The organism is Janthinobacterium sp. 1L-D-8-B-C4 (assembly GCF_057291295.1).
The window spans coordinates 91,846-104,547 of sequence record NZ_JBXAVX010000014.1 but is presented as its reverse complement, the minus strand read 5'-3'; the positions used below and the strand labels follow the sequence as shown (position 1 = coordinate 104,547).

Annotated in this window: 11 protein-coding genes; 7 read left to right on the top strand and 4 right to left on the bottom strand. The window is 65.4% G+C overall.

What is annotated here, in order from left to right:
• Nucleotides 1-21: 21 nt before the first annotated feature.
• Nucleotides 22-501 carry a DUF2165 family protein gene (locus AC0Z42_RS22105; RefSeq protein ID WP_485470333.1) on the bottom strand — a complete coding sequence of 160 codons (480 nt, stop codon included), beginning with the start codon at nucleotides 499-501 and terminating at the stop codon, nucleotides 22-24.
• 121 nt (nucleotides 502-622) lie between these two features.
• Between AC0Z42_RS22105 and AC0Z42_RS22100 the strand changes: the two genes are divergently transcribed.
• A complete protein-coding gene (locus AC0Z42_RS22100) occupies nucleotides 623-1,291 on the top strand; it encodes a helix-turn-helix transcriptional regulator (RefSeq protein WP_485470332.1) in 669 nt (222 codons plus the stop codon).
• On the opposite strand, the gene AC0Z42_RS22095 is transcribed toward AC0Z42_RS22100, so the two are convergent.
• On the bottom strand, nucleotides 1,288-2,541 hold the full coding sequence (locus AC0Z42_RS22095; RefSeq protein ID WP_485470331.1) for an MFS transporter: 1,254 nt from the start codon (nucleotides 2,539-2,541) through the stop codon (nucleotides 1,288-1,290). The genes AC0Z42_RS22100 and AC0Z42_RS22095 overlap by 4 nt on opposite strands.
• Nucleotides 2,542-2,642: 101 nt before the next feature.
• On the opposite strand from AC0Z42_RS22095, the gene AC0Z42_RS22090 reads away from it, so the two are divergent.
• Nucleotides 2,643-3,545: a LysR substrate-binding domain-containing protein gene (locus AC0Z42_RS22090; protein ID WP_485470330.1), complete on the top strand. Its 903-nt coding sequence runs from the start codon at nucleotides 2,643-2,645 to the stop codon at nucleotides 3,543-3,545.
• Here AC0Z42_RS22090 and AC0Z42_RS22085 read toward each other — a convergent pair.
• Nucleotides 3,542-4,591 (bottom strand): methyltransferase domain-containing protein, encoded by a 1,050-nt coding sequence (locus AC0Z42_RS22085; RefSeq protein ID WP_485470329.1) that lies wholly within the window; start codon nucleotides 4,589-4,591, stop codon nucleotides 3,542-3,544. The genes AC0Z42_RS22090 and AC0Z42_RS22085 overlap by 4 nt on opposite strands.
• A gap of 122 nt (nucleotides 4,592-4,713) precedes the next feature.
• Between AC0Z42_RS22085 and AC0Z42_RS22080 the strand changes: the two genes are divergently transcribed.
• Together AC0Z42_RS22080 and AC0Z42_RS22075 are read left to right on the top strand one after the other, a co-directional pair.
• A complete protein-coding gene (locus AC0Z42_RS22080; RefSeq protein ID WP_485470328.1) occupies nucleotides 4,714-5,598 on the top strand; it encodes a helix-turn-helix transcriptional regulator in 885 nt (294 codons plus the stop codon).
• 55 nt (nucleotides 5,599-5,653) lie between these two features.
• On the top strand, nucleotides 5,654-6,058 hold the full coding sequence (locus AC0Z42_RS22075) for a VOC family protein (RefSeq protein ID WP_485470327.1): 405 nt from the start codon (nucleotides 5,654-5,656) through the stop codon (nucleotides 6,056-6,058).
• 141 nt (nucleotides 6,059-6,199) lie between these two features.
• Here the strand turns inward: AC0Z42_RS22075 and AC0Z42_RS22070 are convergent, their stop codons facing one another.
• Nucleotides 6,200-9,091 (bottom strand): insulinase family protein, encoded by a 2,892-nt coding sequence (locus tag AC0Z42_RS22070; protein WP_485470326.1) that lies wholly within the window; start codon nucleotides 9,089-9,091, stop codon nucleotides 6,200-6,202.
• A 275-nt stretch (nucleotides 9,092-9,366) separates the two neighbouring features.
• Between AC0Z42_RS22070 and AC0Z42_RS22065 the strand changes: the two genes are divergently transcribed.
• Genes AC0Z42_RS22065 through AC0Z42_RS22055 form a run of 3 tightly spaced genes read left to right on the top strand, consistent with a single transcriptional unit; the run spans nucleotide 9,367 to nucleotide 12,688 of the window.
• The gene (locus AC0Z42_RS22065; protein WP_485470325.1) at nucleotides 9,367-10,779 is read left to right on the top strand and encodes a HAMP domain-containing sensor histidine kinase; all 1,413 of its coding nucleotides are present in this window, start codon (nucleotides 9,367-9,369) and stop codon (nucleotides 10,777-10,779) included.
• Nucleotides 10,776-11,318 (top strand): hypothetical protein, encoded by a 543-nt coding sequence (locus AC0Z42_RS22060; protein ID WP_485470324.1) that lies wholly within the window; start codon nucleotides 10,776-10,778, stop codon nucleotides 11,316-11,318. The genes AC0Z42_RS22065 and AC0Z42_RS22060 overlap by 4 nt, the downstream gene beginning before the upstream one ends.
• On the top strand, nucleotides 11,315-12,688 hold the full coding sequence (locus AC0Z42_RS22055) for a sigma 54-interacting transcriptional regulator (protein ID WP_485470323.1): 1,374 nt from the start codon (nucleotides 11,315-11,317) through the stop codon (nucleotides 12,686-12,688). Before AC0Z42_RS22060 ends, AC0Z42_RS22055 begins: the two co-directional genes overlap by 4 nt.
• The last annotated feature ends 14 nt before the right edge of the window (nucleotides 12,689-12,702 follow it).

Genomic DNA, 12,702 nt, shown 5'->3' with positions numbered 1-12,702 from the left:
GAAGTCTTTCGGGAAGGCGCGTCAGAGCCGCGCGTTAAACAGGAAGAACAGGGCGAGCGCCCACAGCAGCAGCACCAGGTGGGTCGTTTGCAAGCCTTCCTGGGCGATCCAGTAGCCGAACCACAGGCCACCGAGATGCATCAGCAGCAGGAATGCCGCCATTGCGCACAGGGCGAGGTTGATCCAGGGCAGCGCGGCTGGCAGCCCGCCACCCGGGAACAGCGCCACGCCGGTCCAGGCGGCAATCGCGCCTGCCAGCTGCAGCGCCAGTACCACCACCAGCGCCAGCCGGTGCAGTGTCAATGACGCCAGCGCGCGCCGCAGCAAGGGCGTCTCCATGGTCGGGTCCTGACGCAGCGGATCCATGCGCATGGTATTGCCGATGGCCCAGACCGCGCCATGAAAGGCGTGCAGGTTGTTGATGGCGGCAATGCTCAGCCAGGACGCCAGGCCAGCGGCCAGGATCAGCTGAAACAGCCAGATGGAGTGATGAAGCTGCATGGGTAGTCCCGTCAAAGGTGGCTTGCCGGCAAAGAGGCATGGAACTGCTCGACAGCGCCGCGCTATCGGCCTATTATGCAAGCAATCGGTTGTATAACTGGCCCCATCATAGTTGAGCAAAATGAATTACACAAGTAAACGTTTGGATAATGGCGACAGCGCCGCAGCCCCGCAGACCACGCAGCGCATCCTGTATTTCATCAAGACCAAGGGTCCCGTTTCCACGGCCACGCTGGCCAGGACGCTGGCCATGACGGGCGAGGCGGCGCGCCAGCAGGTGCAAAAGCTGGTGACGGCAGGCTTGATCGAGGGGCGGCAAGAGGCGCAGGCGGGCGCCGGGCGGCCACGCCAGAACTGGGTGCTGACAGAGGCCGGCCATGCGCGCTTTCCCGATACCCATGCGCAGCTGACCATCAAGCTGATCGGCTCGGTGCGCCAGCTGTTTGGCGAGGACGGCCTGGACAAGCTGATTGCCCAGCGCGAAGAGGAAAGCCGCAACGCTTATGCGCTGGCGTGTTCGGCGCCGGACCTGCCCACGCGCCTGGCGCAACTGGCCGCGATCCGCGATGAAGAAGGTTATATGGCCAGGGTCGAGCCGGACGGCGCAGACTGGCTGCTGATCGAAGACCACTGCCCGATCTGCGCCGCCGCGCGCACCTGCCAGGGCTTTTGCCGCTCCGAGTTGCAGCTGTTCCAGGAAGTGGTGGGCCCATCGGCCAGCGTGGTGCGCGAGCAGCATGTGCTGGCCGATGCGATGCGCTGCGTGTACCGCATTTCCCTGGTTCCCTAAGGCCGCGGAAACAGCGGCCTGGCGGCCAGCGCCACCAGTCCCGCCACCGCCCACACCCAGGCCCAGCTGCTGGCCGCCAGCAAGTGCGGCAGCGCTACCGGCGTGGCGAACAGCCCCACATACACGGCCGTATTGGCCATGCCCAGGGCGGTGCCGGCGCTGGCCGCGCCGGCCAGCGTCGCCAGTTCCGTATAGGCCACGCCATGCCAGGCCGAGACGCACACCCCAGCCAGAATCACGGCCGCCATTAGCAGCCAGCCCGGCGCCGCCAGCCCTGCCACGCCGGCCAGCAGCAGGAACGACGCCAGCGCCACCAGCACCGAGCCGCGCAGGTAGGCCGGCCGGTTCGCATGGCGGTCGGTATGGCGCCCGCTCCAGATGCGCATCACCATCGCGCCCAGTTGCAGGATCACCATCACGGCGGTGATCTGCGCCAGGCCCAGGCGGCCATGGTCGTGCAGGAACACGGTGGCGTAGCTGAGGATTGCAAACTGCGGCACGCACAGCACGCCGATGCCGGCCACCATGCGCCAGACCTGGCGGTTGCGCAGTGGCGATCCAGGCTTGCCGTCAGGCACCCCCGTGGATGCGTTTTGCGGCCCCCTGGCGGCCTCGGCAGTAAAAGCCGGTTCATGCATCCAGCGCCACGTCAGCAGCGCCGTCACGGCGCAGAAAAGGCCCAGCACGCCGAAGACGGGCACGAAGCCGTAGCGGTCGGCCAGGGTCGGCAGCAGCAAAGCGCCGAGGCCGCCGCCCAGCGGCACGGCTGTCTGGCGGATGCTCATGGCAAAACCACGTTCGCCGGCGCCGAACCAGCGCATCACGGCGCGGCCGCTGGCGCCGTTGACGCTGCCGCCCAGGATGCCCACCAGCGCCAGACCGGTCGCCAGCGAGAACAATGACGGCACGGCCGCGCCCTGCGGCGTAATCCACAGCATCAGGGTGAGCAGTGCCAGCAGGGTGCCGAGCAAACCGGTCAGCAGCACCGGCCGGTCGCCCCAGCGGTCGGTAGCCATGCCCCATGGCAGTTCGGACAGGGCCACGCCCAGGCCCATGGCGCCCAGCGCCACTCCCAGTTCGGTATTGCTCAGGTGATAGCCGCTGCGCAGCCAGATGGCGGTGGTGGGCATGCCGTTGGCGCAGGCCGAAAAACTGGCGTTGGCGGCTACGCCGACCCCCAGCACTTTCCAGCGGTGGGCGGGGTTCAGGACAGGCGCGTGGGCAACGATGGCGGGGCAGGAAGCGTTCATGATGGACTAAAGGCTGTGATTGACCGGCACAGTGTTGCGCAGTACGATGATTCTGAATATCAGATAATTTTTATCTGATTGTTCGATAAAACCGGATGATCATGAACGTACTCAATTTTGATATCGCTTTCCTGCGCAGCTATGTGGCCGGCGTCGAGCTGGGCAGCTTTGCGCGCGCGGCCGGCAAGGTGGGCCGCTCCACCTCGGCCGTCAGTGCGCAGCTGAAAAAACTCGAAGACCAGGCCGGCATGCCGCTGTTCCGCAAGGCGGGCCGGGGGCTGGCGCTGACCGACGCGGGCGAGATCCTGCTCGGCTACGCGCGCCGCATGGTCGAACTGAACGACGAGGCGGCTGTCGCCCTGCGCGGCGAGGAACTGGAAGGCTGGGTTCGGCTGGGCTTGCAGGAAGACTTTGGCGAAGCGCTGCTGCCGGCCGTGCTGGGACGTTTTGCGCGCGCCCATCCCAAGGTGCGCATCGAGGCGCATGTGGCGCGCAATACGGATTTGCTCGAACGCCTGGAAATGGACCAGCTCGACCTGGCGCTGCTGTGGGGCTGCAGCGGCGTGCAGGACCTGACCGGTTGGCCGGCGCAGCGGCGCACCCTGATCGCCACGCCGGACATGCGCTGGATCGCCTCGCCGACCCTGCCCTGGCAGCCCCAGTCGGGCGAACCATTGCCCTTGATCGCCTTTGACCGCCCGTGTTTGTTCCAGCGCTGCGCCACCGATGCGCTGGACCACGCCGGCATCGCCTGGCGCATCGCGTTTACCAGCCCCAGCCTGGCCGGCTTGTGGGCGGCCGCCGCTGCCGGCCTGGGCGTGACGGTGCGCACCAGCTATGGCCTGCCGGCCTCGGTCTGCGCGCTCGATGCGGCAGCGGCCGGCTTGCCCGCGCTGCCGTCGCTGTCGCTGGAACTGCTGCGCGCCGCACATACGCCGCGCCCGCCTGTCGAGCGGCTGGCAAGCCTGCTGGCCGATGCCCTGGAAGGTGTGCAGGACAATTAAGCTTCATGCGCCATGGCAGCCTTGCGCGCGATGATCACTTGCATCGGCGCCATCGGAAAGTTGCTGGCCTGGTATTGCTCCACATGCCGCCAGCCGTGCGCCTGCAGTTGCGCCGCCAGTTCGCCCTGGCGCGTGACATGGCGCCCCAGCATGCGCATGCCCAGGTAATACGGCAGCACGCGCGCCGCGGCGTCGGGCGTGGCGGCAATTTCCGCCTGCACGCAGACCAGCACCCCGCCCGGCTTCAAGGCTGCATGGATCTTGCGCAAGGCGGCCGGCAGGTCGGGCACGAAGTGCAGCACCGATACGCACCAGACCAGGTCGTAATCGCTGCCGATCTCGTCAACGCACAGGTCGCCACCGATGGCGTCGAGACGCGCCGCCAGCCCCGCATGGGCGATATTGGCCGCTGCCACGGCCACCGTTTCCGGCCAGTCGAACACCGTGCCGTGCAAGCGCGCGTGGGCCTGTGCCAGTGCGATGGCGACCCAGCCCGGGCCGCCGCCCAGGTCCAGCAACTGCAGCGGCGTGTCGCGTGAAGTGAACGGCGCGATGCGCTCCATTACCGACAGCGCCGCGCGCATGGTGACGGCGCGCTGTTCCTGGCCGATCTGCTGCCGGGCCGCCAATGCCCAGTTGACGCCGCTGGCGCTCTGGTAGGGCGTGGGCTTGCCGCCGTCGCGCACCAGGGTGTCCAATTGCGTACCGAAATCGCGCAGCGCATGCAGGCGGTACAGCCAGGCGTCGCCGCAAAAGGCGGACGAACTGCGGCAAAAATATTGCAGTGCGGTGGCCGTGCAGCGGTAGCTGTCGACGCTGCCGGCGCCATTGCGTTCGAGCAGATGCATGCTCCACAGCAGTTCGAGCAGCAGCGCCGTATGCGGTGCGTCCAGCGCCAGGCTATCGGCCAGTCTGACTGCCGTTTGCGGCGTTTCCAGGGCATCGAAAATGCCGAGTTCCAGGGTCGCGGCCAGGGCGTCGGCCTGCACTGGCGCGACGGCCAGGTCCCAATACGCTTGCAGTGCGTGGCCGGCATGGAAGTTCATGGTGATTTCCTTTCAGGTGGTGGTGTCATGAACGCTATTTTATGCAACAATGAGAATAATTATCATTTGCATTTGTATGCGATCAGGCGCATTTCATCTGCATTTCGTTGAAAGGAGCACGCATGCGGTTGCAGCAATTCGAAGCGCCCGAATGGATGCGCCGCCAGCGCGATGCCGGCGGTGGCGAAGGCCGTTTTGAGCAGACCACCATCGATCACGGGCTGCTGCTGGTGCATTCCGATTTCCACCCGCGCCAGGCGCTGGTCGAGCAGGCAGTGCGCAGTGGCGAGGCGGGCGGGCTGGTGATTACCATCGGGCTGCAGGGCAAGTCCGGCTATGTCGGGCACGACGGCGCCCGGCTGCGCTTCGAGCAGGGCCATACGACCGTGTCCGCTTTTCGCCAGGGCAGCGGCGAGCGCCGCTTCGAAGCGGGGGCCAGGGTGGCGCAATTGCGCCTGCTGGTCGACGAGCAGGCGCTGGCGCGCTATGGCCATGGCGGCTTGCTGCCCGGGCATGGCGTGCGGCCGCTGGCGTTTGGTGCGACCACGCGCAGTGGCGCCCTGCTGACCCGCTCGCTGCTGCATGCGCACGATGCGCTGGCGATGCATATCGGCGTACTCGGATTGCTGTCCGAGCAGCTGCGCGCGCTGCAGCCGGCGCCCGTCATGCCGGTGCGCTGGCGCGAGGCCGAGATGGCGAAAATCGAGCGCGTCCATGCGTTGATGGAAGAACAGATGGCGCAGGAACTGACGCTCGATTATCTCTGCGCGCAAGTGGGCCTGAGTCTGTTCAAGCTGAAACAGGGCTGGCGCCACCGCTATCGCGACAGCCCGTATCGCACCTTGCTGGCGCTGCGCATGCGGCGCGCACACTTGCTGCTTGAAAATGGTTGGCAGGTGGCGCAGGCGGGCTGGCAGGTGGGCTACCGCCACCCGGCCAATTTCAGCACCGCATTTGCACGGTATTTAGGCTATGCAGCCAAGACGGTGGGGCGCGCCAGCAGTTGAGCATGGCGGGTAGAATCGGCGGACACTGCTGTTCGATTCACTTCAAGGAGACACGATGGCCCGCAAACTGTTTGTCAATCTGCCCGTCAGCAACCTCGACCGTTCAGTGCGGTTTTTCACCGCGCTCGGCTTCAGTTTCAACGCCCATTTCACCGATGAAACGGCGACCTGCATGATCGTCAGCGAAAGCAGTTTCGTGATGCTGCTGACGGAGGAAAAATTCAGACAGTTCACGCCCAGGCAGCTGTGCGATACAAAGCAGGCGACGGAAGTATTGCTGTGTTTGTCGGCGGAAAGCCGGGCCGAAGTCGATCAGCTGGTGGCGAAAGCCCTGGCGGCCGGTGGCAGCCTCTACAAGGAGCCGATCGATTTCGGCTTCATGTACGGCCACAGCTTCCAGGATCCCGATGGCCATCAGTGGGAGGTGATGTTCATGGAACCGGAAGCGATACCGCAGTGAACGTTGGCGGTGGCGGTGATGTCGGGTTACGCGCGGAGCGCTAACCCGACCTACGAATTGACATCAGCCAACGTAGGTCGGATTAGCGCGCAAGCGCGTAATCCGACACCATTGTTGGCTCAACCCGACACCATTGTTGACTCAGCTCGCCAGCGCCAGCAAATCCACCACTTCCAGCCCGGCCAGGTCTTGCGTTGTATTGCCCGCAAACGCGGCGCGGCTCGGCTGGCCGTCTTTCAGCCAAGTGCGGGTGACGGCCTTGATCTGCTCCAGGGTACAGGTCAAGACGCCGGTGCGGAACTGCTGGCGCACCGCTTCGGTAGTGCCGCGCTGCTGCATGTTCCAGGCCGTCAGCGCTTCGGCGTACGGCGAGTGCGGCTTGTCCAGGCCCTTGATCACGCAGATGATGGCTTCTTCGACTTGTTCCTGCGAAAAGTCGCCGTCGAGGATCTGCGTCAGGGTCACGTCGAAGTCGGCATAGGTGCCGGCCAGGCGTGGATCGCGGTAGGAACTCAATGTAAACGTGCCCGCGCCGGCCGCATAGCTGGCGCTGCCGCCATAGGCGCCGCCTTTTTCACGCAGCGCCGTATGCAGCACCTGGTTGGTCATCAGTTCGGCCGCCACCGCCAGCGCCGCCGCGTCCGGGCTGTGCACGCCGGGCACGGTCCAGGAAACGAAGCAATGGTTGATCTGGCTGGTCGCGTGCAAGGCCGTATTGGCCAGCGGCAGCGGCACCACCGGCGGCGCATTGACTGCACTTTCTTCTGTCACTTCTTCCTTGGCTGCAGCTTTGTCGACAGCCGGCAAGTCGAGCAGGCCGGCCAGGATCACGCCGTCCTGGTCCAGGCCGGCGCACAGCACGGTCGGTGGCTGGGCGATGATATGGGCGTGCAGGGTGTCGAGTTCGCGCGCGATTTCCTGCAAGCCTTCCGACGTCTTGCTCAGCTGCTGCAGGCGGCGGTAGAACGGCAGCGCGGCCGGGCCGCCGATGATGTCGTCGAAGCGGCGCATCGGCGACAGCGGCGCGGTCGAGGCCAGCATGGCGTAGCGGCTGCCGGACTCGGCCAGGCTGGAGAGTTTGTCCTGCACCAGGCTTTCGATCAAAAAGGCCAGGCGCTCTTCTTCATCGAAGCGCGGCTTGGCGATCCAGGCCGACAGCACGGCGGCAATCGCCGCGTGTTCTTCGCGCAGGCCGCTGGCCGAGAACGACAATTCCACGCGCATGGTCTGCTGCGGACGTGGAATCGCTTCGAGGCCGATATGGAACGACGGCACCATGCTCTGGCGCCAGGCGCTGGCGTCGTCGAACGACATGTCGCCCACGCCCAGTTCCGGCGCCAGGTCGGTGTACAGGCGCAGCCATGGCCACGACGCTTCCGGCAGGTGCGACACGTCATACAGCACGTTGGCGTAGCTGATGCCGTTCGAGGCGATCGAAAACGCCACCGCGCCGTTGACGGCCTCGGGAATGCCCAGCGCCGGGCGCGGATGCGCGCTGACGTCGCTCGGGCGGATGCGCGGCAGCACTTCCGAGTTCGATGGCAGTTGCTGGTGCGCGTCCAGTGCGGCCGATTCGGCCAAGATATGCGCGCGCTGTTCTTCCGTCAGGCTGGCCTGCAGGGCCGCCAGCTTCGCGTCTTCCTGCGCGGCGCGTTCCGTGAAAAAGGCGGCATCGGGCACCACGCGGGTGGTCAAGCGGGTCGGGTTGGCGATCAGCTCGCGTACCAGGTTCTTGAAAAATTCCGGGTCGTCGATCTGCTGTTCCAGCGTTTCCAGAATGGCCGCATTGTCGAACGCATCCATCACGTCGCCGTCATACATGGCCAGCGGCAGCGCGTGCAGCAGGCGGCCCAGGCCGTATGGCATGCGCCCGCTGCTGATTTCGCGCTGGCCGTACTTGATGTCGCGCAGGGCTGCGTGCAGCACCGCGGCCGGAATGCCTTCTTCGGCGGTTTCTTCCAGCGCGGCCCAGATGCGCGCGTGCGCATCGGCGATCTGTTCTTCCGTCAGGCCTTCCATGCCGATATGGAAGACCATCTGGCGCGTGCCGGCGTCGCGGCCGTTCATGTCCGACGGGCGCCCATATCCGGCCGATTCCATCGCGCGCATTACCGGCGCCGACGATTCGCCGAGCAAGCCCGCCGACAGCAAATGCGCATGGTAAAACGCCAGCGGATCGGACGACTCGCCCAGCAGCCATGCGAACTGCAGGCCGAATTCATCGTCGCGCGCTTCCTGCGACGGAATCTTTACCACGTTTTCCTGCGGCGCGGTCCAGGCCGGAGCCAGCTGCGGCAGGCGGCGCGGGCTGAAACCGCTGAGTTTCGACAGCACGCGCTCTGCCACCTGCTGCTGTACCGCCGACGCTTCGATATTGCCGGCGGTCATGATCACGGCCTGCGAAGGATGGTAGTGGCTGGCGTGGAACTGTTTCAGCATTTCGTGCGTCAGCTCGGGGATATCGAGCGGATCGCCGCCCGATTCCACTTCGTACGTGGTGCCCTTGAGCAAGGTGCTGGCGATGCCGCTGTCGAGCGCGCGCATGGGGCTGTTGAAGGCCCCCTTCATTTCATTGAAGACGATGCCCTGGTACACCAGCTTGTCGCCTTCGAAGGCATGGCGCCAGCCTTCCTGGCGGAAGTTCAGGTAATCGAGATTCGGGAAGAACGCGGCGTCCAGGTAGACGTCGAGCAGGTTGAAGAAATCCTTGCGGTCGGTGCTGGCGAACGGGTACACGGTGCGGTCCGGGTAGGTCATCGCATTCATGAAGGTGGCCGTCGAGCGGCGCAGCATCGAGAAGAAGGGGTCGCGCACCGGGTAGCGGGCCGAGCCGCACAAGGCCAGGTGTTCCAGGATATGGGCGCGGCCGTCGCTTACTTCGGGCACGGTGGGAAAGGCCACCAGGAACACCATTTCAGCCTGCTCGGTATGCATATGGATATGGCGCATGCCCGATGCGGGCTCGACGTATTGCTCGATGGTTGCCTGCAAGACTGGAATGAAGTTGCTGCTGACTTTTTCAAATGTGCTCATGCGGTATGGGATCTCTGCTGTAGGTGACTGGAACTGACTCGGGGCTTGCATCGTATCTTGGGGCAACACGGCGAAAAGCCAGGGCTGGCCGCCGGTGTAATGGTGGATTTTTCCTTATTGTACTAGGACTGTTCGCCGTGCGCCGCCGGCGCCCTGGACAGCAGGCAATCCGGCAATCTTGTAATATCGACCATTCAAGGGAAGACGGCGTCATGCTCGGCCTGCTTGGCGTACCATGCGCCTTTTCCCACGCTCACCGAGCCGAAGGCCGCATCTTGTCCAGACTTTCCTTTCGCCAACTGCTATTTGCCGCGTTCATCCTGACAGCCGGCATCATGACGGCCACCTCCGTGCAGGCCCTGCTGACCCTGGAACACCTGGCCCGTCTCGGCCGCGAAACGGCGGCGCAGGCGATTACCCTGACGGAACAGTCGCAGCGCCTGGCCGAACGCACCCTGGCGATGGAACGCAGCGCGCGCCAGTTCATGGTGCTGGACGACCCGGTGTTCCGCGAACGCTATGCCAGCGCGCGCGAAGAAGCGACGGCGGCCTTGCAAATCCTGAACCGCGGCACACCGAACTTTGCGCCGCAACTGGCCGACGAATGGACGGCGCAGGCCGAGTCGGCATGGGAAGTGTTGCAGGCGGGCAAGAAGCGCAAGCGCGATGGCCACGCGGTGGTGTCGCGCGCCTTTGTGCGCATGGCGCAGATCAACGACACGGTGGCGCGCGACAGCAAGACGGAAATCGGCAGCCGCAATGACGACTTATTGGTCGAACTGGAACGCCAGCGCCGCCTGCTGGGCTTGCTGGTGATCGGCGCCGTGGTGCTGGCGGCCGTGCTGGCCACCTGCTTCGGCTTTCTGCTGTCGCGCCCGCTGCGCCGCATCGAGCGCGCCATCGAACGCCTCGGCGACAAGCGCTATGACCAGACCATCGTGGTTGGCGGCCCGGCCGATACGCGCTTGCTGGGCCAGCAGCTGGACTGGCTGCGCCAGCGCCTGGCCAGCCTCGATGCCGATAAGGAACGTTTTTTGCGCCATATCTCGCACGAACTGAAAACCCCGCTGGCGGCGCTGCGCGAAGGCGTGGCGTTGCTGGAAGACGAGGTGGCAGGCAAGCTCAGCGATGGCCAGCGCGAAATCGCCGGCATCCTGCAGCAGAATACGGCATCCTTGCAAACCCAGATTGAAGACTTGCTGCGCTACAATACCGCCGCCTTTGACGCCCAGCACCTGGCACACAGCAAGGTGGACTTGTTGGCGCTGCTGCAGGAAGTCGTGGCGGCGCAGCAATTGCAATGGCAGGCGCGCCGCTTGAGCATCGATGTACGGGGCGAGCCGCTGATCGTGCGGCTTGATCGCGACAAGCTGGCCACCGCGCTGGCCAACCTGCTGTCGAACGCCGTGCGCTTCAGCCCCGAAGGCGGCAGCGTGCGCTTTGAACTGTCGGGCGACCAGGGCTGCGCCCGCATCGACTGCATCGACCAGGGCGCCGGCGTCGCGCCCGAAGATGCCGAACGCATTTTCGAGCCGTTTTACCAGGGCGTGCGCCAGGTGGCCGGCGCGCGCAACGGCAATGGCATCGGCCTGTCCATCGTGCGCGAATATATTGCCGCCCACGATGGCCGCGTCCTTCTTTTACCGCGCCCGGCCGGCGCTCACTTTCGGATAGAACTGCCCTTATGATGATCAAACTTTCCGCGCCGCTATTGGCCGCCAGCATGTTTCTGGCCGGCTGCGCCGCGCCACCGCCTGTGAAACAGACTGCCGTGCTGGTGCAAACGCCGCCGCGCATCGTTGTCGTGGCCGATCCCACGCTGACCGAGCTGCTGGCCTACCAGGCCAGCCTGCGTTTGATGACGCCGTCCGAACTGGTAAAAGCCCAGCTGGAACTGTCGCGCGCCGACCATGCGCCGCAAAATACCATCCGCCGCGCGATGCTGCAGGCGACCCTGCGCACGCCGGGCGACCTGGCGCGCGCGCAAACCCTGCTCGATTCGATCACGCAGGCGAGCAGCGCCGAAGCAAAACTGCTGGCGCCGCTGGCGCAGTTCCTGTCCGTCCAGTATGCCGACTTGCGACGCCAGGACGAGGCGGTGGAGAGGCTTAACGGCCAGGTGCGCGAAGCCCAGCGCCGCAACGACCAGCTCAATGAAAAACTCGAAGCGTTGAAGAACATCGAGCGCAGCCTGTCGGTGCGCCCTGCTGCGGGAGCGCCAAAATGAGCCAGCTGAATCAAGCACATATCTTGCTGGTCGACGACGACCCCGACCTGCTGCGCCTGCTGACGATCCGCCTGCAGGCCGGCAATTACCGCGTGACGGCAGTCGGCAGCGCCGAAGCGGCGCTGGCGCGCCTGGCGGTGGAATTGCCGGCGCTGGTCATTACCGATGTGCAATTGCCTGGCCGCGATGGCCTGGCGCTGTTCGACGATATCCGCCGCCAGCATGCGGCCCTGCCGGTGATCCTGCTGACGGCCCACGGCACCATCCCCGACGCCGTCGACGCCACCGCGCGCGGCGCGTTTGCGTATCTGACGAAACCGTTCGACGGCAAGGCGCTGATGGAAAAAGTGGCCTACGCCGTCAACCTGTCGACCGTGATGCCGGCCGCCGCCTCCAGCGACGAGAGCTGGCGCGCCGAGCTGATCAGCCGCAGTTCGCAAATGGCCGAATTGCTGGCCGAAGCCAAGTTGGTGGCCGGCTCGGACGCCAGCATATTGATACGCGGCCCCAGCGGCACCGGCAAGGAATTGCTGGCACGCGCGCTGCACAACGCCAGCCGCCGCGCCAAGGCGCCGTTTATCGCCGTCAACTGCGGCGCGATTCCCGAGCAACTGCTGGAGTCCGAACTGTTCGGCCATGTGAAGGGCTCGTTTACGGGCGCGGTCGGCAACCGCGAGGGCCTGTTCCAGGCGGCCGATGGCGGCACCCTGTTTTTGGACGAGATCGGCGACATGCCGCTGCCGCTGCAAGTCAAACTGCTGCGCGTGCTGCAGGAACGCGCCGTGCGCCCGGTCGGCTCCGACCAGACGCGGGCCATCGACGTGCGCCTGCTGTCGGCCACCCACCGCGACCTTGATGTGGCGATGGCGGAAGGCCAGTTCCGCGAAGACCTGTATTACCGCCTGAACGTGGTGACTTTGACCCTGCCGCCGCTGGCCGAGCGCCGTGAAGATATCGCCCTGCTGGCCAATCATTTTTTGCACAAGCTGGCCGACAAGTATCAAAAACCCCTGAACGGCTTTGCGCCCGACGCGCTGACGGCGCTGGTCAGCGCGCCCTGGCCCGGCAATGTGCGCCAGCTGGTCAATGTGGTGGAACAGGTGTGCGCGCTGGCCACGGCGCCGCTGGTGCCTTTGAGCCTGGTGCAGCGCGCGCTGCGCGTGCCGTCGCTCGAAGCACTCAGCTATAACGAGGCCAAGCAGCGCTTCGAGCGCGATTACCTGATCCAATTGCTGCGCCTGACCGACGGCAACGTGGCGGACGCGGCGCGCCTGGCCGACCGCAACCGCACCGAGTTCTACCGCTTGCTGCAGAAATACGAGCTGACGCCGGCCCTGTTCCGCGGCGAAAACGACCCTGTCGCCGAATAGCGACAAAATAAAAT